Origin of the sequence: Vibrio sp. HS-50-1 (assembly GCF_024747315.1) — a bacterium.
GTDB classification, from domain to species: domain Bacteria; phylum Pseudomonadota; class Gammaproteobacteria; order Enterobacterales; family Vibrionaceae; genus Vibrio; species Vibrio diabolicus.
Window position 1 is genome coordinate 1 of the sequence record NZ_JAMPZF010000043.1, and the last position, 19,533, is coordinate 19,533.

Sequence of the window (19,533 nt, forward strand, 5' to 3'; positions counted from 1 at the left end):
TGGACACTTGCTGATTACAAGCGAGTGTTACCACTGCGGAGTGGTAGTTCAGTTGGTTAGAATACCGGCCTGTCACGCCGGGGGTCGCGGGTTCGAGTCCCGTCCACTCCGCCACTTATTTGAGAGTCGTCTCATTAAACACGAACTGTAGGGGTGTAGCTCCAATTGGCAGAGCAGCGGATTCCAAATCCGCGTGTTGGGAGTTCGAATCTCTCCACCCCTGCCATATATCAAGGCTCTGACTTAGGTCAGAGCCTTTTTCGTTTCTAGCGAATAGTTGTCGACATCTGATGCACATTGATCTTAAGAACATATTACATCGGTGATTTAAGCCATTCTATTTTCCCTTGCAATAGATTGCGTCACTAAGCTTCGGTGTATCGTTTTACCCTTTCTTACTTCTCTTCATACTCCCATTACTCTTCGTTAGTGAGCTAGTTGATTTACTACTGGATCTATATGACGTGTATAGAAAAGCTTAGTGGTTACATTGGCTTGGATGATTACTGACTTGGTTCCTGTTATTATCATGAGTTAATGCTAATAATTAGGAAGTAAGTTTATGCCACATTTTCGATTCCGTGCTGTAGAGCCGCAAGCTGTTCAGGCACTATCAAAGCCTCTGACGGATGAACTTCAGCCTCTGATGGACTGTCCGCGTGAGGATTTTACTTTTGAGTATATCTACACTACGTTTTTCAATGAGGGTGAGGTGAGTGCTGCATATCCTTTTGTCGAAGTGCTTTGGTTTGACCGTGGTCAGGAAGTACAAGATAAAGTTGCTAAGCTTATTACACAGCAAGTTCGTGGTATTGCTGGTGCGGATATTGATGTTGCAGTTATATTTTCAGCTTTATCCCCTAAAGCTTATTACGATAATGGCGAACACTACTAAAGGCTAAAAGCTATGAAGCTGAGTTTCATTGTATCTTTGGGTTTATGTTTCTCAGCTTCTGTATACTCTACTCCTTGGGAGTCTGTTACTAACCCTACCCAAAACTCTTCTTCCTCTATTGGTAGCTATGCTAACGGTTGTTTGGATGGTGCATTACCTTTGCCTCTTGATGGCGTTGGTTATCAAGTTTTACGCAGTAAAACGAAACGCTACTATGGGCACCCTAAAACGATAGAGTTTATTAAAAACCTAGCGCTTAAAGCTCATCAAAATCTCAACACAACGCTGCTTATAGGTGACCTGTCTTTACCAAGAGGAGGAAGGTTTTCTTCTGGCCATTCTAGTCACCAAACTGGGTTAGATATTGATATCTGGTTAAGACTCGCTGACCAACAGCTTTCTTATAACGAATTACAACTCCCTAAGCCAATGAGTGTGGTGGACTTAAAAGGTTATTCCATACTTAACCATCGCTGGGAAGATAGGCACTTTAGGCTGATTCGATATGCTGCACAGAGTGAGGATGTTGCACGAATTTTTGTACATCCTGTCATTAAGGAGCAGCTTTGCTCGCAAGAAGAAGGCAAAGAACGTTCTTGGTTACGTAAAGTTCGCCCTTGGTGGGGGCATCATTACCACTTCCACGTCAGGTTATCTTGTCCTGAGTCGAGTGGCTACTGTGTTGAACAAGCTCTGCCTCCAGCTGGTGATGGTTGTGGGGTAGAGCTCGCTAGTTGGGGACCGAAAGTTAAGCCTATCGATAAGCCGCCGTCTGCGAAAGTTATTGCTAAGCCCAAGCGAAAAAAAGCGATTCCACCGCAATGCCAATCACTTATCTCTACTAACTAGAGTGGCTCTACAGGTTTATATTCCCTTACGTATCTCTTTTATGAAACTGGAGAAACATCATACTTTTGTCTACAGTGAATAATACCAATACAAAAACTAACCTAATTAGTTTTGGTGACATAATATAGAAATCTAAATTAAACAAAGAGTTGTAGTATAGATAAGTCGTAACTTCTCTGTTTAGAAAGATCTTTCGTCACGATACTTTGGTTTCTTAGCAATATGTCTGTCAGTTGGCTAGCGAAGCAATAACAAGGCAGACAAGTGTGTGAGGCGGGAATGGATACTTCTCCTGCTAGAAGAGTAAATCAAGGATAAAACCATGACTATGATTTGTGCAAAAGAATTTGCAGAGTGGTTAAGACACAGATTTAGCAGTGAAACGAAAGGGGTCTTATTGACTCGGGTTGATGTAAATCACCTGACAGGACGTCAGCGTCTTGATCCCGGATTTGTTAATGATGTGCATTACGAGCTGATGCAATATGGAATGGCTTTCGTTACGGATACGAGCCGAGAAAACTTTTATCTTGTGCCGGTTTCCCAAGCAGAAAATTGGCGAGATAGGTTAGAGTCTCATTTTGAAAAAGAGTTGTTTTGTAATATCTATCCTATTGAAAAGTCGGGTTAAAAAAAGGTTCAACTTTGTCTCCAAAGTTGAACCTACTTGTTCTTATGCCAATCCTTGAATAATCACGAACTTCTCCAGTAACTGCTCTTCTGTTTCTACATGATCCGGGTCTGTGATGATGCATTTTGTAATCGGACACACTGACTGACAGGTCGGCTTTTCGTAATGTCCCTTACACTCTGTACATAGAGCTGGGTCAATCTCGAAAATGCTTTCTCCCATGCTGATTGCCCCATTAGGGCATTCGGGATCGCACATGTCGCAGTTGATGCATTTGTCAGTAATGAGCAAGGCCATGATTACTTACCAGTCGGGTTACGGGTGTCCTGCCCTGAGTTCAAGTTACGCATCAATAGACCGTATTCTAAATCTAGATCTGCTGGTACTGGAATGAAGACGAAGTGACCATTCCCTTTGGCATCCTCAATAGACTCTGACTTACGGTTTTCCATCGCTTCTAGCGTGAAAACAACATTACCTTTTGGCGTCATTAGCTCAAGACTATCACCGACAAGGAATTTGTTTTTCACTTCTACTTCAGCCATATCACCACGACGTTTACCAGTGAACTCACCGACAAACTGTTGAGCATCAGAGACTGAGTAGCCGTAATCGTAATTTTGGTAGGTATCGTGAGTATGACGACGTAGGAAGCCTTCGGTATAGCCACGGTGAGCTAGGCTCTCTAGTGTACCCATTAGGCTTTCATCAAATGGTCGGCCTGCTACAGCGTCATCAATTGCTTTGCGGTAAACCTGTGCAGTACGAGCACAGTAATAGAATGATTTAGTACGACCTTCGATTTTCAGCGAGTGCACACCCATCTTAGTTAAGCGCTCAACATGCTGTACCGCACGTAGGTCTTTAGAGTTCATGATGTAAGTACCATGTTCATCTTCGTACGCTGCCATTTTTTCTTCTGGACGGTGCGCTTCAGAAAGTAGAACGACTTCATCCGTTGGTTTACCACGACCAATTGTGGTTTCAGGGCGTTCGTCTTGTACTTCGACAGGCTGTGCTTCAGATGGGTCAAACTTCTCTACAATATCACCAGCGTCGTTTTCTTTGCCTTCTTCCACTTTGTATTCCCAACGGCACGCGTTGGTGCAAGTGCCTTGGTTAGGATCACGTTTGTTTATGTAACCAGAAAGTAGGCAACGACCAGAATAAGCCATGCATAATGCACCGTGAACGAATACTTCAAGTTCAGTTTCAGGACAATGCTCACGAATTTCTTCGATTTCTTCTAGAGATAGCTCGCGAGAAACGATCACTCGTTCCACGCCATTCGCTGCCCAGAACTTAACAGTCGCCCAGTTTACAGCGTTTGCTTGTACAGAAAGGTGAATTGGCATTTCTGGGAAAGCTTCACGAACCATCATGATTAGGCCTGGATCTGACATGATCAATGCGTCAGGACCCATTTCTACGATTGGTTTAAGATCACGGATGAAGGTTTTTAGCTTCGAGTTGTGTGGTTGAATGTTACATACCACATAAAGCTTTTTGCCTAGAGCATGTGCTTCATCGATACCGATTTTTAGGTTTTCGTGGTTAAACTCATTGTTACGTACGCGGAGGCTGTAGCGAGGTTGGCCAGCGTAAACTGCATCTGCGCCGTAGGCGAATGCGTAACGCATGTTTTTCAGGCTTCCCGCAGGAGACAGTAGCTCAGGTACGAATGCTTTCTCAGTTGTCATTGCTCAATTCTCTTTTATCTGATCACAAGTCAGGCCAATTCCACCTAATGGAAATGGGGCGCAAATTTTACGTCAAAATGTGAACTGTGACTAGGGTAATTGTGCTTCAGATAGAAAAACGCCCTCAAAAAAAGTGAGGGCGTTATGGTTAACTTTTATACAGTATTAAGCGTTGGGATTTGGTAAGCCGCCTAGCGCATCGTATAGGTTGGGTAGGAAAGCACTGAACTCCCCACACATCAGAGAGAAGTCTGCATCAAATCGAGCTGCTTGATCTTCACGTGGAATATCGTCATTTTGATCTTTCAATTCATCAGAGAATTTTAGACGCTTAATACCCGCATCTTCTGTCATGATGAATTCAATACGATCTTGCCAATTAAGTGCAAGCTTCGTTACGACTTTATCTGCTGCGATGTGGTTGCGGATTTCATCTGTGGTCAGCTCTTGCTTCTTACAACGAATCACGCCACCTTCTTCAAGCACGGATTTTAGCTCAGCTTCGTCCATCATGGTGATACCTTGAGGTGTGTCGCCCGTTTTCACCCACTCGGTTAGCGTTGTTTCAATCGCTACTTCTGGAATGGCAGGAACAACAGGTAAACTACCCATGGTTTTACGAAGTAGTGCTAATACGTCTTCCGCTTTTTTGTAGCTGCTTGCGTCAACAAGGATGAACCCTTCTTTTGGCATGATGAGCACGTGAGCGTGGCTGCTGCGGCTAAATGCGCGAGGCAGTAAATCCATTACGATGTCATCTTTCAGGTTGTCTTTCTCTTTCTTCTTCAGAGGACGACCTTCTTGCGCTTCCATTGCTTCTACTTTTGCATTCAATGACTCTTTGATCACTGAGGCAGGTAGCATTTTCTCTTCTTTCTTGGCGCAAATCAGAATGCGGTTTTCTGACACGTGAGTCATCATGTCGCCATGTCTACCCATTGCACTGACCCAGCCAAATTTCTGTTTATCTTGACTGCCACATGGGGTGAATCGGAATTCAGACAGTTGAGTTTCTAGTTGTTCGGCGTTGAAAGTAACCTCGCGGTTAACGCGGTATACCAGACAGTTTTTAAACCACATAAATCTTCTCTAGGCTTGATGACAAGGGACTAATCATAGGGAATTTTTGTGCTGATGTCTTAATAGAAATGAAAAATATCCGAATGAACCTCAAAAGAAAGTTATATGAAAATTTGTTTTCAAAGGTCACAAAAGTGTCATAATTGGTAGTGATAATGCTTATGCATAGAGGGGCGCTTTGTCTCTTAAATTCATTAGCTCAACGAACATAAGGTTACTCAATTATGTCTAGAAGGATTCTGGTTGTTGAAGACGAAGCTCCTATTCGCGAAATGCTGTGCTTCGTACTTGAGCAGAAAGGTTACCAAGCGGTAGAAGCGGAAGATTACGATACTGCAGTAACCAAACTGGCTGAACCCTTCCCTGATTTAGTTTTACTGGATTGGATGTTACCAGGCGGCAGCGGCATTAACTTCATCAAACACATGAAGCGAGAGGAATTAACGCGCAACATTCCAGTTGTGATGCTTACCGCTCGTGGTGAAGAAGAAGATAAAGTGCGCGGTTTAGAAGTCGGTGCGGATGACTACATTACTAAGCCATTTTCTCCTAAAGAGTTGGTTGCCCGCTTAAAAGCGGTGATTCGTCGCGTAACCCCGACCGCATTGGAAGACGTAATTGATGTGCAGGGATTGAAGCTTGATCCTGTATCACACCGTGTCACGGCTAATGATGCACCATTAGATATGGGCCCAACAGAATTTAAAATGCTACATTTTTTCATGACGCATCAAGAGCGTGTGTACAGCCGTGAGCAGCTATTAAACAATGTTTGGGGTACTAACGTGTATGTCGAAGATCGTACGGTCGATGTTCATATTCGCCGCCTGCGTAAAGCATTGGAAGCAGCAGGGCATGATAAGCTGATCCAAACTGTTCGTGGTGCTGGATACCGCTTCTCGACAAAGGCATAAATTAACACGCAGCTTATCGGTACCATTTCTGGAGTTATGAGTGGTTGAAAGATTAACGTGGAAAAAGCTGGCCTGGGAGCTGGCTTTTTTTTACACCCCATGGGTGATAGTAGGTTGGATATTCGGTTATATGCCGTGGTTGCTTTTGGCAGCTACGGCATTGCAGCTTGTGTGGCATTTGCATAACCAAGTACGTTTATCTTCTTGGTTATGGGATGAAAAGCGCCTTACGCCACCGTCTGGTAGCGGTAACTGGGAATCTTTGTTCAATGGCTTGTATCGCTTACAGCAGCGCCAACGCCGTAAACGCAAAGAGCTTACTAATCTCATTCGCCGATTCAGAAATGGTGCGGAATCGTTACCCGATGCCGTCGTGGTGTTCCGTGCTGAAGGCAATATCGTTTGGTGTAACAAACTGGCTCAACACTTATTGGGTTTCCATTGGCCGGAAGACTCTGGTCAACCTATCTCCAACCTCATTCGTACGCCTGATTTTATCAAGTACCTCAACAAGAAAGACTTCTCTGAGCCATTGGAAATGCGCTCACCACTCAATGTCGAACGCATGCTAGAACTACGTATCGTACCGTATACCGAAGGTGAACATTTGATGGTGGTGCGTGATGTTAGCCAGTTAAAACAACTTGAGGGAATGCGCCGCAACTTCTTTGCTAACGTTTCTCATGAACTTCGTACACCAATGACGGTGCTGCAAGGTTATTTGGAGATGACAGAAGATCCTGACATGGTTGTGGGCCCAATGTGGAGCAAAGCGCATGGTGTTATGACGGAGCAGCTCAACCGCATGAACAGTTTGGTGAACCAACTACTGACGCTATCTAAAATTGAAGCGGCACCTATGCATGAGCTTGAAGATGTCGTGAATGTACCTGCGATGCTAGAAGTACTAGAAAAAGAGGCGGTCAGCCTTAGTGGGGACAACCAACATAAATTGAAATTTGATGTTGATGCTAGCCTACGTGTACTGGGCGATGATGACCAGTTACGTAGTGCCATCTCTAACCTCGTTTATAATGCTGTCAAATACACACCGCCTGGCGCGAACATTAATGTTCGTTGGTTCCAGACATCTCAAGGCGCATGCTTAGAGGTGGAGGATAGTGGTGATGGTATAGAGCCTCAGCACCTCCATCGACTTACTGAGCGTTTTTATCGCGTCGATAAAGCAAGATCACGCGATACCGGAGGGAGTGGGTTAGGGTTGGCTATTGTGAAACATGCGCTGAGCCACCATGATTCTCATTTGGAAATTCACAGTGAAGTGGGCGTGGGCAGTAAGTTTTCTTTTGTATTGCCTGAACGTTTGGTGGTGAAATAATGGCATTAAGAGTCGCAAAAGTGTTCAGTCTACTGGTTCTTGCTTGCTCCGGTATGGCTGTTGCTCAAGATAAACCATTGCCGAATTATCATAAAACGACTGGGATTGTCGGGAATTTGCTCTCTGTCGGCTCCGATACGCTTGCGGGCATGACAACACTTTGGGTTGAAGAGTTTAAATCCATTTACCCGAATATTAATGCGCAAGTCCAAGCGTCTGGCTCTTCCACGGCGCCCCCAGCATTGACCGAACAAACAGCTCAGTTTGGTCCCATGAGTCGCCCGATGCGTTTAAGAGAGGTTGAAGCGTTTGAACGTGAACATGGTTACAAGCCAACGGCGCTTAGGGTTGCGATCGATGCTATCGGTATTTTTGTCCATCAAGACAATCCAATTCAAGGGCTCAACTTTAGTCAATTAGATGCTTTGTTTTCTGCAACTCTGCGCTGTGGTGAAAGTCAATTTGTCACAAACTGGCAGCAACTCGGTCTTGAATCACAGTGGGCAAAGCGAAACGTACAGTTGTTTGGTCGTAACTCCGTTTCTGGAACTTATGGTTACTTCAAAAGCAATGCCTTGTGTGGCGGAGATTTCAAGACCCGAGTTAACGAGCAGCCAGGCTCCGCGTCAGTTGTGCAAGCTGTAGCGTCAACCATCAGTGGAATCGGTTATTCCGGTGTCGGTTATCGAGTGGCAGGCGTACGCTTAGTTCCGGTGGCAAAAACGGGGAATGACTACGTGACGCCAACGCGAGAACATATTGTTAGTGGTAAGTACCCACTATCACGTTACTTATATGTTTACGTGAATAAGCACCCGGATTACCCATTAACACCAATTGAAGCCGAGTTTATTCGCTTTATTTTCTCCGCTCAGGGGCAAGCGTTGGTTGAGAAAGATGGTTATGTGCCCATTACGGCAGATTTTGCAGAAGAAGAGTTAAAAAAAGTCGGCCTGTAAGCCGACTTTTTGTTTAGGTATGAACAGCACGAGATCAGAAAGTGAGTGTCCACTTCGCGCTGTCCCAACGTTCTTGTTCTTCCTGCAAATCAGCATGAAGCAATTTGTTGTTTTCTAGCCATGCTTTATCTGTGCACGTAAGAATCCATTCATCATTTTTGATGGATAAAGTGATGTCAGGCAATGGATCTTCGTTACGCTGTCCATTTAATACGATAGAAAGTCGTAATATTTTGATGAGGCTTATCACGTCACTTTGTTTGTAGAGGTTGAAATCTGGCAGTTCTTGCAGTTTAAGTGCTTTACGCTGGAAGCGGGCTAATGTTGCGAGCACTAATTGCTGTTCACGGTTGAAGCCTTGTAGAGTGGAATGCAACAGAACATAGAAAGAGTGGCGATGGAAGCTACGTAAGTTGATGCTTAATCCGACTTCATGAAGCAATGCTGCCCATTCTAGTAAGTCAAATAACTCACTCTTTTTTTTAATGCCTAGTTCAGAGCGCACCTGACATAACATCTCACGTGCATGGCCTTTAACACGAGCAGCATGCTTTAAGTCAACCCGGTGTTTGTTGGCTAAATTTTCAGTTGTGCGCATACGTATATCGGAGCGCGCAAAACGCTCTTCCATTTCGTACAACAGACCTTCGCGCAGAGCACCATCGGAGAAAAACATCTGCTCAATGCGGAGTGCTTTGAAAATTGCGGACAAAATCGCCACGCCTGCCGCGAATACGGGCTTACGTTCTTCTGTTAAACCTGTCAGTTCAATCTCTTCAATTGAATCAAAATTACACAGAGTTTCAATAAGCGTGTCCAGTCTCTTCGCGGTGATCAGGCCATCTTCAAAACCCAACCCTACAAGTACTTCTTGAATCGCTTTGATAGTTCCTGACGAGCCGAGCGCGATATCCCAGCCTTTTTTACGATATGCTGAAGCGATGGACTCGAGTTTTTGCTCGGCGGCTAACATCGCTTTATTGAAGTTTTTTCCAGACAGTTTGCCGTTTTTAAAATATTGCTCTGTAAAGCTGACGCATCCCATCTGTTTACTGTTGAGAAGCTCAGGTTCAAACTCTTGTCCAATGATCATTTCGGTACTGCCGCCACCAATATCAACGACCAACTTGGAGTTTGACTCTACTTGAGTGTGAGCGACACCTAAGTAAATCAAGCGGGCTTCTTCTTCCCCTGGGATGATTTCTATTGGGAAGGGCATCACTTCTTTCGCACGCTCAATGAATAGATGAGCATTTTTAGCGCGTCTTAGTGTGTGTGTCGCGGCGATACGCACATTCGACTCATCAAGCCCTTGCAGTCTCTCAGCGAACATGGCTAAGCACTCTAACGCACGTTCCATCGCGGAATGACTTAAGTTCAATTCACTGTCGAGTCCTGATGCTAAGCGAACACGCTGTTTATGGCGGCTAACCAGTTGTAAGTCACTGCCTACAACCTTGGCCACCACCATGTGGAAACTGTTTGAGCCGAGGTCTATCGCGGCAATGTAGCGAGTATCTTGTTCAAGTATTTGAGGCATCTGAATTTTGTTTTCTAGTTTGCTTTTCTATATTTTTAAGATAGTCATAGATAGCGATTTGAGAACGAACTTTTTTGCGATTACCTCGTGGTACGTAAGCGTTGCTCATTTCCTTATCTATAAAACGAGCCTTTACTGTATCGGTAAAATGGATATTCGTTATATCAATAATTCTCTGTTTCAAACGTGGATCACGGACTGGCGCCGCCACCTCAATGCGGTGATCGATATTTCTTGTCATCCAGTCAGCAGAAGAGATATAGACTTGCGGATCGCCATCGTTATGGGTAATCACCACGCGTGGGTGTTCCAAAAAGCGGTCAACAATACTGATGATGCGAATATTGTCGCTGATCCCCTCAATGCCCGGTACTAAGGAGCACATGCCGCGAATGATCATATTTATCTTCACTCCCGCCGTACTTGCTCCATATAGCTTATTGACGATGCCTTTGTCGACTAGGTTATTGACCTTGATCGTAAGGGCGGCTTTTTTCCCTAGCTTAGCATTCGCAATTTCATTATCGATTAGGCGGTAGATTTGGGTTCGAGAATTACGAGGAGATACCATGAGGTGATTGAACTTCACTGGGCGATATGGATTCTCAATGTAACCGAAGACATTACGAACTTCGTTAGTGATTTCTTGATCTGCGGTAAGGAGAGAGAAGTCGGTATAAATTCGTGCCGTTTTCTCATGGAAGTTGCCTGTGCCGATGTGCGCGTAGCGAATAATTTCTTCACCTTCACGGCGACTGATCATCAGTAGCTTTGAATGAATCTTAAGGCCAGGCGCTCCGAAGATGACGTGCACACCTGCCTCGGTCAACACTTTTGACCATTCGATATTGGCTTCTTCATCAAAGCGAGCCTGCAGCTCCACGACCACGGTGACGTTTTTGCCGTTGTGCACGGCATCAATTAACGAGTTCATCAAGCGAGAATCTTTCGCGACACGGTAAATGTTAATCTTGATACTAAGTACTTTCGGATCGAAGGAGGCTTGGCGCACCAACTCACTAATGTGGTCAAAAGTGTGGTAGGGGTAATAGAGTAGAATATCTTTCGCTTTAATCGCATCAAAGCTGTTAGCGTAACCTTCGAAATCGGCGCATTTCATTGGCGGAAGCGGTTTATTTTCAAGGTACTCTCGCCCAACATTTGGAAAAGCAATGAAGTCTTTAAAATTGTGATAGCGGCCGCCGGGGATAAGGTTATCGTAATTAGAGATATTGAGCTTGTTACAAAGAAACTCTAGCATTTGGGGCGGCATATCACGTTCGTAGACGAAGCGAACGGGCTTTGCTGTCAGTCGCTGATTGACACCTTCCGACATTTGTTCGAGCAAGCTGTACTCGATTTCATTGCGTAAATCGTATTCAGCGTCACGCGTCATTTTCATCGCATAGCCGCTAAGCTCATCATAATCAAAAAAGCCTTTGAACAGCTCGTCCAAACAGTGGCGGATAATATTATCAAGTAAGATGATGGTTTTTCGACGCTTTCCTTTCTGTTCTGGTACCATCACAAAGCGGGGAAGGTGATCGGTCGGAATTTCGATAAGAGCGTACTGGTAATGTTCTTCTTTACGCAGTTCTACGGCGATGTAAGCGTACTCGTCTTTGAGAAATTGCAGAACATCGATCTCGTCTTTCATTAGGAGGGGAGTGATATGCGGCATGACCTCTCTACGGAAGTATTTTGCGATCCACTTTTGTTGCGATTCATCCAGTTGTTGTTCGTTGACCAAGAAAATGCGACGTCGCGCCATTTCTCGAATCAATTCGCTGTAAAGCTCATCAAATTGTTCGTTAAGCTTTAGTGCTTTCGACTGCATTTTGGTTAACAGTCGTTTAGGGCTATCACTGCCACCGCGCTCTTGGCTGATTAGGATTCTGCGCTTCACGTCCGCAAAGCGTACTTTGTAAAATTCATCTAAATTGTTGGAAAAGATCCCAAGAAAGCGAATACGTTCGATCAAAGGGACGGTTTTATCGGCAGCTTCTTGTAATACTCGTTCGTTGAAAGACAACCAACTCAGCTCTTTTTCTATATATAGTTTTTCTGCGCTCATAACCTTACCTAGCCAAAAGTGAAGTAATACGTACTCATCTTGGAAAAATGGATGAGTGAGAACATTATGAGATTTTCATTACAGATTTATTTCATACCACGCATTGCATAAGAGTTGTATTCTTTTCAGGTGTTTAATGTGATCTGTAATATAATTGTCATCTTAACGACATATTCTAGTACTAAGTCAAAAAAGGTAGAGATTTAAATGGCACAAGCCGAGTTTTCATTGCAGGAAAAAGATAAGAAACGACTGATAAAAGATCGTTTAGTTCGACTTGCAGTGACATCCGGTGGTGTCGGCGTACTCGCGGCGCTTATTTTGATCTTTGTCTACCTCGCCATGGTGATCATTCCGCTTTTTTCTGATGCGGAGATCAAAACCAACCAAGCCATTCGAGCCTCCCATATTGAAACACCACTGGCGATTTCGGTGGATGATTACGCTCAGCTCGCGTTCGTTCTAACCCAAAGTGGTGAGATTCAATATTTGTCGATGGACGATCCTACGAAACCTGCGGTGTATAAACAGCAAATCGTCCAGGAACCCGTCGCTTTCTCTCAATCGGCTCCTGGACTAGGTTGGTATGGGTTTGTTGATGGGCAGGGTAAAGCGCACCTTTTCAAGCCTGAATTTAATGCCACGTTGAGAGAAAATACACGTCCTCCGGAAGTGATTGAGCTAGACACCAGCATGGATCTGACGCTGAGTACGCCTCAAGATCCTGTGACTCAGTTTGTGTTTGCAGCTTCAACGCCGTTACCAACAATTGTTTGGCAGACACAAAGCGGTGAAGTGAAGGCTCGTTGGCAAGTGGCTTCGTCTTTGGGGACGCCTCCGACAACGATCGATTTTACGTTCTCTTCAGGCTTTGATGCCCCTCAGCAAATGTTATTGACACCTGATGGTGAAACGCTTTATTTGCGCGATGGCTCTGAGTTGATCGTGTTAAAGAAAACCGCACGTAAATTTGCTGTGCGAGAGGTGGTCGACCTCACTCAAGGTGATAAGAAGCACTCCGTTCGTACAATGGACCTACTGGCTGGTGCTTACTCGCTTTTGGTGACACACAACGATGGTCGGGTGTCGCAATGGTTTGACACGCTGCAAGAAGAGAGACGCACGTTAACGCATATTCGTGATTTTAAATTGGCATCAGAGCTTAAGTATTTGTTGCCGGATTCTCATCGCAAAGGATTTTATAGCTTTTACACCAACGGCACGTTGCAAAGCCATTATACAACCAGTGAAAAACTAGTGTTGTTTAAGCGTGCGTACAATCAAGCGCCCGCAATCGCAGCAATGTCTAACAATGAACGCTACTTAATCACTTGGCAAAATAATGCGTTAAATGTTGCGGAAGTGGACAATGCCTATCCGGAAATTTCATTGTCCTCATTATGGCAAGAAGTGTGGTACGAAGGGTATCCTGAGCCTGAATATGTGTGGCAATCGACTTCGGCGAGCGATAACTTTGAGGCTAAGTTCAGCCTAGTACCTATTGCGTTTGGGACGATAAAAGCGGCGATGTTTGCGATGCTGTTTTCAGTACCGCTCGCAGTGCTAGGTGCTATTTATACGGCTTACTTTATGTCGCCACGCATGCGTCGTGTCGTAAAACCGTCGATTGAGCTAATGGAAGCACTGCCGACGGTGATCATTGGTTTCCTCGCGGGGCTGTGGTTCGCGCCTATTGTCGAAGATCACCTGATTACGATCGTCGTCATGCTGTTTGTTTTGCCCTTGAGCACCATGATTATGGGCGGGCTATGGGCATTAATACCGCAACCTTTGCGAAATCGTCTGCCTAATGGTTGGCATGCTTTAGTGCTCATGCCTGTCATATTGATACTGATTGGGCTTGGAGTGTGGATTTCGCCTACGATTGAGCAGACGTTCTTCAGTGGTGATATGCGCTTGTTCTTAACCGAGCATGGTATTGGTTACGATCAACGTAATGCATTGGTGGTGGGGTTAGCGATGGGTTTTGCTGTTATCCCGACGATTTTTACCATCGCCGAAGATGCCATTTTCTCTGTGCCGAAGCATTTATCGGATGGCTCTTTGGCATTAGGGGCCACGCCTTGGCAAACTTTAATCTATGTTGTCTTGCTTACCGCAAGCCCGGGTATTTTTTCTGCCATTATGATGGGGCTGGGACGCGCTGTTGGTGAAACCATGATTGTGTTAATGGCAACGGGCAATACGCCATTAATGGATTGGAATATTTTGGAAGGATTGCGCAGCCTGTCGGCGACCATCGCCGTTGAGTTGCCAGAGTCGGAAGTTGGAAGTTCGCATTATCGCCTGCTGTTCCTAGCTGCATTAATTTTGTTTGTGTTTACGTTTGCAGTAAACGCGCTTGCGGAGTGGGTTCGTCAGAGACTGAGAGACAAGTACCGTGCGTTGTAATAATGGTTTGAATAAAGAGCGAGTAATGACGTGTTAAATTGGATTCGTTCTGGCGCACCGTGGATATGGCTAACAGGCGGTGCAGTCAGCATCAGTTTGTTGTCGGTATTAGGGTTGTTACTCCTTATCGGCTGGAAAGGCCTGACTTACTTTTGGCCAGCGCCCTTGTATCAGTGGAATGTTGCAGCGTTGACCCCTGTGCAAGGCGAAGTGCTACATGAAAATACTATTCTGATTGGTCAAGTGTATGAACGCAGCTTTGTACCGAAGAGTTATCTGCCTGAAAGCGCGGCGCAGCAATTAGAAGACGATGAAGACTTTGCTACGCGACTCAGTATCAAAATCGCCAACCGAGAGTTGTATCCCGCCGATTTTATCTCCGTATTGCAAATGCAGTTGGATGAGCCCACGACGCCAAAAGAGTGGGCTGTGATCGAGCGAAGTAGTGGCGGTTACTTTTTTGGTAAGCTGGTGGCGTTTCAGGATGGAGACAACTTATACACCAACGATATTCAATCAATCTTGAACAAAAAACTGGATGATGCAGAAACTCTGCGTCATGAGATTGATTCTTTGGTGGTCGATCAGCTTAAAGAGCTTGGTTGGAAGCTAGAGCAATTGCGATTAGAAAAGCGCAAGCATGAGTTGAATGACACGCTGACAGAAAGCTTCTTAAAGGAAAACCAGACGAAAAAAGAGCGGATAGAGAAAGCGCTGGCGACGTTAGATTTACAGCTTGATGGCTTACGATTACAGCTTTCTGGCTATGCCCTGATTGTCGAGGATATGACGGGCTCACAAGTATCGATTCCGCTCGAAGACATTTTGGACTACTGGTACCCAAACCAAATGTCACTGCCTGATAAAGTCATGCACTGGGGGAAGCAGGTTTGGAAGTTTTTATCTGAAGATCCAAGAGAGTCTAACTCCGAGGGAGGCGTGTTCCCTGCGATATTTGGTACGGTTTTCTTAGTAATTATCATGTCGATCATTGTGATGCCACTTGGGGTGATCGCTGCTATCTATCTGCATGAATACGCTAAGAATAACGCTCTAACCAGGGTTATTCGTATTGCGGTTATAAACCTAGCGGGTGTTCCATCGATTGTTTATGGCGTATTTGGTTTAGGCTTCTTTGTTTATACGATTGGTGCCTCTATCGATAACGTATTCTATGCGGAGAAGCTACCGGCACCAACCTTTGGTACGCCGGGTTTGTTGTGGTCTGCACTAACTCTTGCCGTGCTGACGCTTCCAGTTGTGATTGTGACGACAGAAGAAGGTTTAACTCGTATTCCGAGTTCAGTACGACATGGCTCTCTGGCGCTTGGTGCAACTCAGTTCGAAACACTATGGCGTGTGGTTTTGCCTATGGCGACGCCAGCTATTATCACAGGGTTGATCCTTGCGATTGCGCGTGCAGCTGGCGAAGTAGCGCCACTGATGCTGGTGGGGGTCGTGAAATTAGCATCCAGTTTACCGGTTGACGGGCAATTCCCTTATGTGCATTTGGATAGAAAGTTCATGCATTTAGGTTTTCACATTTACGATGTTGGCTTTCAAACCTCCAACATCGAAGCTGCGCGACCATTAGTTTATGCTACCTCTTTCTTACTCGTGACAGTGATTGTCGGGCTAAACTTAACAGCAATCAGTATTCGCAATAATTTACGAGAAAAATACAGAACGTTAGGACAAGATTAAGTATGTTTAATTTTGATAGTACATTAGGTTATGAGCCACCATTGGACGTTCATAATTTAACGGATGAACAAACAGCAATCTCAATCGAGAACCTTAATCTGTTCTATGGTCAAACTCAGGCGCTGCATGATATTTCGATGCGAATTCCCAAAGGGCGAGTCACCGCTTTTATCGGTCCTTCAGGGTGTGGAAAGTCGACGTTATTACGTTGCATCAATCGCATGAACGACTTAGTAGAAGGGTGTCGAGTCACAGGTAAAGTCCGTCTACATGGCAAAAATGTTTATCATCCTAATGTCGATGTTGCGACACTTCGACGCCGAGTGGGGATGGTGTTTCAAAGACCCAATCCATTTCCTAAGTCTATTTATGAAAATGTAGTTTATGGCTTACGCTTACAAGGTGTAAAAAACAGCCGTAGTTTAGATGACGCAGTGGAGCGATCCTTGCGCTCGGCGGCGTTGTGGGATGAGGTAAAAGACCGCTTGCATGAGAACGCATTTGGTTTATCTGGTGGTCAGCAACAGCGCTTGGTCATTGCGCGCGCGGTGGCGATTGAGCCGGAAGTCCTGTTATTGGATGAGCCGACATCAGCGTTGGATCCAATCTCAACTTTAACTATTGAAGAGCTTATCAATGAGCTTAAGACTCAATATACTGTCGTTATCGTTACCCATAACATGCAACAAGCGGCGAGAGTGAGCGATCATACTGCATTCATTCATATGGGTAAGTTAATTGAATACTCTGACGCGGACTCGATCTTCACCTCGCCAATGAAGAAACAGACCGAAGATTACATTACGGGTCGCTACGGTTAAGTCGCGACTCTATACGGAATAAGGAACATCATGCACTTTGGACGTCATATTTCAGGACAATTTAACGTAGAGCTAGAATCGATTCGTACTCATGTATTAACCATGGGGGGCTTGGTAGAACAGCAGCTTTCGTATGCTATTCAAGCCTTGCATAAAGAAGACATCGAACTGGCGCGTAAGGTTGTGCGTGACGATCATAAAGTGAATGCGATGGAAGTCTCGATCGATGACGCCTGTACACGCATTATTGCTAAGCGTCAGCCAACGGCAAAAGACTTGCGCTTAATCATGGCTATCATCAAAACGATCACTGATTTAGAACGTATCGGTGACGTGGCGACACGCATTGCTTACGTTGCCATTGAAAGCCCATCATCAAAAGAACGACAATTCCAAGTGTCGTTAGAGCCTCTCTGCCGTCAGGCAATTAATATGCTGCATCAGGTTTTGGATGCGTTTGCCCGCATGGATGTAGAAGCGGCAGCAGAGGTGCACAAACAAGATGACAAGCTAGACGCCGAATATGAAGCGGTAATTCGTCAGTTGATGACCTATATGATGGAAGACCCAAAAAATATACCCAATATTCTGCAAGTGATGTGGTCGGCACGCGCGATTGAACGCGTGGGGGACCGTTGCCAGAACATCTGTGAATACATTATTTACTTTGTGAAAGGGAAAGATGTACGCCATCTAGGTGATCAAAGCATTGATGACGTACTGAAGTAACTGATTTCAATAAATAGACCAGCTTTTAGGCTAGTCTATTTGTTAGGGAGAGGGAAAGCACGTCAATATTTATCAGGAACGAAGGTCTGATCATCAATGGGCGCTCTGACGTAACCTTCTTTATTGAGTTCAGGTAATTCGATGGGTGAGTACTCAAGTGCTTTGTAATCAATCTGGCTAAGTAAATGACTGATGCAGTTCAAGCGCGCTTTCTTTTTCGAGTCAGAGGGCACGACCCACCAAGGACAGCTCTTCGTATCTGTGTAAGCGAACATTTTATCTTTTGCCTCAGAATACTCGACCCAGCGATGACGTGACTCCAAATCCATTGGGCTGAATTTCCAACGTTTGATCGGCGTATTAATTCGACCTAGAAAACGTTTTTCCTGCTCTTCGTCTGAAACCGAAAACCAATACTTAATCAGAATAATCCCAGAGCGTTGCAACATTCTCTCGAATTCAGGGCAAGAGCGTAAAAACTCCTCGTATTCGTCTGGAGTACAGAACCCCATGACTTTTTCGACACCCGCTCGGTTATACCAACTTCGGTCAAATAAAACGATTTCACCAGCAGATGGCAAATGAGCGACGTAACGTTGGAAGTACCATTGCGTTTTTTCTTTTTCTGTCGGTGCAGGCAGAGCCACTACGCGACAAACACGCGGGTTTAGCTTTTCTGTAATTCGCTTTATCACCCCGCCTTTGCCCGCAGCATCACGGCCTTCAAACAGAACCACCACTTTTAACCCTTTGTGTTTGACCCACTCTTGAAGTTTTACGAGCTCAACTTGAAGGTTTTTGAGCTCCTTTTCGTATTCCTTTTTCTTCAATTTAGACATACACCTTTCCTCACGCCTTGATAAACAATATGTTAGCACTCAAAAGCTATGCGCGTGAGGTTACGGTGGTCTATTTGAGAGCTGCTACGACATCGGTAATGGCTTGTGTACTTGTGATGGGGATTAAGAAATCATCGACATCAGTTGCGCCCATTTTGCTTTGTTCAGCAACAAAGTTCATTTTACTAGGTCGAGTCGTTTTGCCTGACAGATGGATTTCAGGAACTTGAGTGTCTTCTACTAATGCACGTACGTTACTCGCATTAACGCCAGCACCCGCCATGATTGCAATGCGTCCTTGGGCTTGTTCAACAAGAGATTTAAGTACTTTCTGGCCTGCTGGCGCAGAAGGTGCGAGCCCTGAGGTGAGAATGCGTTCGCAGCCCAAACTGATGACCTCTTCCAATGCTAATTGAGCGTTTCTACATTGATCAAAAGCACGATGGAACGTTATGCCCAGCCCTAATTCCTGTGCGAATTCGCACAGTGCTGTTGCAAAGGGCATGTGAATACCCCCCTCTTGAGTGAGTACACCTAAAACCACACCATCCAAGCCCGATTGGTGAGCAGCTTCAATATCCCAACGCATCATTTCGATCTCTTCTTCACAGTAGAAGAAGTCACCTTGGCGTGGGCGGATCATGGCATAAACTGGAACACTAGAAAGCTTAGCCGCTTGCTGCATAAAGCCATAACTGGGTGTTAGCCCGCCTAAAGCCAAAGAGGAGCAAAGTTCAATCCGAGTGGCGCCGCCAGCAATGGCGTAGTGCAGAGATTCAATATTATCGATACAGACTTCTAGGTGAGTAACCACGTTCATTTATCCTGCTAACGTTACAAATAAGTGTTGTGGCTAAGATATTAGCAGGGCCAGTAACCAGAATCTGTATGGAGGGCATGAGAAATAGAGGTAAAGTTTACGCTGCAGCGTTACCTCATTTTGGCGGTTTATCTGAAGGTAAAAGAAAGCCCAGAGCATTTGCTCTGGGCTTTGATAGGACTTTACTTAGACTGATTGGCGTTTGCGGTTTTCCGCATTAGCTTTTT

The 19,533-nt window shown here is 45.0% G+C and carries 16 protein-coding genes, 2 tRNA genes and 2 pseudogenes; 13 read left to right on the plus strand and 7 right to left on the minus strand.

The features are described from left to right. Positions 1-37 precede the first annotated feature (37 nt). From NDJ01_RS18390 to NDJ01_RS18410, 5 genes are all read left to right on the plus strand, one after another. Positions 38-114 (plus strand) — tRNA-Asp (locus NDJ01_RS18390). Between the two features lie 35 nt (positions 115-149). Further along, positions 150-226 (plus strand) — tRNA-Trp (locus tag NDJ01_RS18395). Positions 227-562: 336 nt separating this feature from the next. Beyond that, a complete protein-coding gene (locus tag NDJ01_RS18400; RefSeq protein ID WP_005391613.1) occupies positions 563-895 on the plus strand; it encodes a DUF1904 domain-containing protein in 333 nt (110 codons plus the stop codon). Positions 896-907: 12 nt separating this feature from the next. Beyond that, the gene (gene mepA / locus NDJ01_RS18405) at positions 908-1,744 is read left to right on the plus strand and encodes a penicillin-insensitive murein endopeptidase (RefSeq protein WP_258587114.1); all 837 of its coding nucleotides are present in this window, start codon (positions 908-910) and stop codon (positions 1,742-1,744) included. 322 nt (positions 1,745-2,066) lie between these two features. Next, positions 2,067-2,375: a hypothetical protein gene (locus NDJ01_RS18410; RefSeq protein WP_005391608.1), complete on the plus strand. Its 309-nt coding sequence runs from the start codon at positions 2,067-2,069 to the stop codon at positions 2,373-2,375. A gap of 42 nt (positions 2,376-2,417) precedes the next feature. Here the strand turns inward: NDJ01_RS18410 and NDJ01_RS18415 are convergent, their stop codons facing one another. The 3 genes from NDJ01_RS18415 to rdgC form a co-directional block, all read right to left on the minus strand. Further along, positions 2,418-2,672 (minus strand): YfhL family 4Fe-4S dicluster ferredoxin, encoded by a 255-nt coding sequence (locus tag NDJ01_RS18415; protein ID WP_031780214.1) that lies wholly within the window; start codon positions 2,670-2,672, stop codon positions 2,418-2,420. Between the two features lie 2 nt (positions 2,673-2,674). Next, a complete protein-coding gene (yegQ, locus tag NDJ01_RS18420; protein WP_006741904.1) occupies positions 2,675-4,075 on the minus strand; it encodes a tRNA 5-hydroxyuridine modification protein YegQ in 1,401 nt (466 codons plus the stop codon). 165 nt (positions 4,076-4,240) lie between these two features. Beyond that, positions 4,241-5,155, minus strand: coding sequence for a recombination-associated protein RdgC (rdgC, locus tag NDJ01_RS18425; protein ID WP_258587115.1), 915 nt, complete (start codon positions 5,153-5,155; stop codon positions 4,241-4,243). 224 nt (positions 5,156-5,379) lie between these two features. On the opposite strand from rdgC, the gene phoB reads away from it, so the two are divergent. From phoB to NDJ01_RS18440, 3 genes are read left to right on the plus strand one after another with little or no spacing between them, the layout of a single operon-like run. Further along, positions 5,380-6,069: a phosphate regulon transcriptional regulator PhoB gene (gene phoB / locus NDJ01_RS18430; RefSeq protein ID WP_005381752.1), complete on the plus strand. Its 690-nt coding sequence runs from the start codon at positions 5,380-5,382 to the stop codon at positions 6,067-6,069. A gap of 40 nt (positions 6,070-6,109) precedes the next feature. Beyond that, positions 6,110-7,408: a phosphate regulon sensor histidine kinase PhoR gene (gene phoR / locus NDJ01_RS18435; protein ID WP_048626037.1), complete on the plus strand. Its 1,299-nt coding sequence runs from the start codon at positions 6,110-6,112 to the stop codon at positions 7,406-7,408. Further along, positions 7,408-8,367, plus strand: coding sequence for a PstS family phosphate ABC transporter substrate-binding protein (locus NDJ01_RS18440; RefSeq protein WP_237312538.1), 960 nt, complete (start codon positions 7,408-7,410; stop codon positions 8,365-8,367). The genes phoR and NDJ01_RS18440 overlap by 1 nt, the downstream gene beginning before the upstream one ends. A gap of 34 nt (positions 8,368-8,401) precedes the next feature. Here NDJ01_RS18440 and ppx read toward each other — a convergent pair whose 3' ends face one another. After that, positions 8,402-9,907, minus strand: a complete 1,506-nt coding sequence (gene ppx, locus NDJ01_RS18445) for an exopolyphosphatase (protein WP_258587116.1) — start codon at positions 9,905-9,907, stop codon at positions 8,402-8,404. Further along, positions 9,891-11,981, minus strand: a complete 2,091-nt coding sequence (gene ppk1 / locus NDJ01_RS18450) for a polyphosphate kinase 1 (protein ID WP_005391598.1) — start codon at positions 11,979-11,981, stop codon at positions 9,891-9,893. The genes ppx and ppk1 overlap by 17 nt, the downstream gene beginning before the upstream one ends. Before the next feature lie 207 nt (positions 11,982-12,188). Here ppk1 and NDJ01_RS18455 point away from each other — a divergent pair, with 207 nt between their 5' ends. From NDJ01_RS18455 to phoU, 5 genes and pseudogenes are all read left to right on the plus strand, one after another. After that, entirely contained in the window at positions 12,189-14,393 is a 2,205-nt protein-coding gene (locus NDJ01_RS18455) for an ABC transporter permease subunit (RefSeq protein ID WP_258587117.1), read from the plus strand. A gap of 30 nt (positions 14,394-14,423) precedes the next feature. Continuing rightward, a pseudogene (locus tag NDJ01_RS24780) lies at positions 14,424-14,655 on the plus strand (phosphate ABC transporter, permease protein PstA); the annotation flags it as partial. 65 nt (positions 14,656-14,720) lie between these two features. Then, positions 14,721-16,097: pseudogene (gene pstA, locus NDJ01_RS18460) on the plus strand (phosphate ABC transporter permease PstA); the annotation flags it as partial. 2 nt (positions 16,098-16,099) lie between these two features. Continuing rightward, positions 16,100-16,918, plus strand: a complete 819-nt coding sequence (gene pstB / locus NDJ01_RS18465) for a phosphate ABC transporter ATP-binding protein PstB (RefSeq protein ID WP_005381745.1) — start codon at positions 16,100-16,102, stop codon at positions 16,916-16,918. Positions 16,919-16,948: 30 nt separating this feature from the next. After that, positions 16,949-17,647 carry a phosphate signaling complex protein PhoU gene (phoU, locus tag NDJ01_RS18470; protein WP_005381744.1) on the plus strand — a complete coding sequence of 233 codons (699 nt, stop codon included), beginning with the start codon at positions 16,949-16,951 and terminating at the stop codon, positions 17,645-17,647. Between the two features lie 62 nt (positions 17,648-17,709). Here phoU and ppk2 read toward each other — a convergent pair whose 3' ends face one another. Both ppk2 and NDJ01_RS18480 read right to left on the minus strand, forming a co-directional pair. Then, positions 17,710-18,486: a polyphosphate kinase 2 gene (ppk2, locus tag NDJ01_RS18475; RefSeq protein WP_047010197.1), complete on the minus strand. Its 777-nt coding sequence runs from the start codon at positions 18,484-18,486 to the stop codon at positions 17,710-17,712. A gap of 70 nt (positions 18,487-18,556) precedes the next feature. Next, on the minus strand, positions 18,557-19,300 hold the full coding sequence (locus NDJ01_RS18480) for a copper homeostasis protein CutC (RefSeq protein ID WP_101911810.1): 744 nt from the start codon (positions 19,298-19,300) through the stop codon (positions 18,557-18,559). Between the last annotated feature and the right edge of the window lie 233 nt (positions 19,301-19,533).

Coding starts and splice junctions, on each gene's coding strand:
- phoU (WP_005381744.1), top strand. CDS start 16,949: ATGCACTTTGGACGTCATATTTCAGGACAATTTAACGTAGAGCTAGAA.
- yegQ (WP_006741904.1), bottom strand. CDS start 4,075: ATGACAACTGAGAAAGCATTCGTACCTGAGCTACTGTCTCCTGCGGGA.
- NDJ01_RS18410 (WP_005391608.1), top strand. CDS start 2,067: ATGACTATGATTTGTGCAAAAGAATTTGCAGAGTGGTTAAGACACAGA.
- phoB (WP_005381752.1), top strand. CDS start 5,380: ATGTCTAGAAGGATTCTGGTTGTTGAAGACGAAGCTCCTATTCGCGAA.
- mepA (WP_258587114.1), top strand. CDS start 908: ATGAAGCTGAGTTTCATTGTATCTTTGGGTTTATGTTTCTCAGCTTCT.
- NDJ01_RS18440 (WP_237312538.1), top strand. CDS start 7,408: ATGGCATTAAGAGTCGCAAAAGTGTTCAGTCTACTGGTTCTTGCTTGC.
- NDJ01_RS18455 (WP_258587117.1), top strand. CDS start 12,189: ATGGCACAAGCCGAGTTTTCATTGCAGGAAAAAGATAAGAAACGACTG.
- rdgC (WP_258587115.1), bottom strand. CDS start 5,155: ATGTGGTTTAAAAACTGTCTGGTATACCGCGTTAACCGCGAGGTTACT.
- ppx (WP_258587116.1), bottom strand. CDS start 9,907: ATGCCTCAAATACTTGAACAAGATACTCGCTACATTGCCGCGATAGAC.
- ppk2 (WP_047010197.1), bottom strand. CDS start 18,486: ATGTCTAAATTGAAGAAAAAGGAATACGAAAAGGAGCTCAAAAACCTT.
- ppk1 (WP_005391598.1), bottom strand. CDS start 11,981: ATGAGCGCAGAAAAACTATATATAGAAAAAGAGCTGAGTTGGTTGTCT.
- pstB (WP_005381745.1), top strand. CDS start 16,100: ATGTTTAATTTTGATAGTACATTAGGTTATGAGCCACCATTGGACGTT.
- NDJ01_RS18400 (WP_005391613.1), top strand. CDS start 563: ATGCCACATTTTCGATTCCGTGCTGTAGAGCCGCAAGCTGTTCAGGCA.
- NDJ01_RS18415 (WP_031780214.1), bottom strand. CDS start 2,672: ATGGCCTTGCTCATTACTGACAAATGCATCAACTGCGACATGTGCGAT.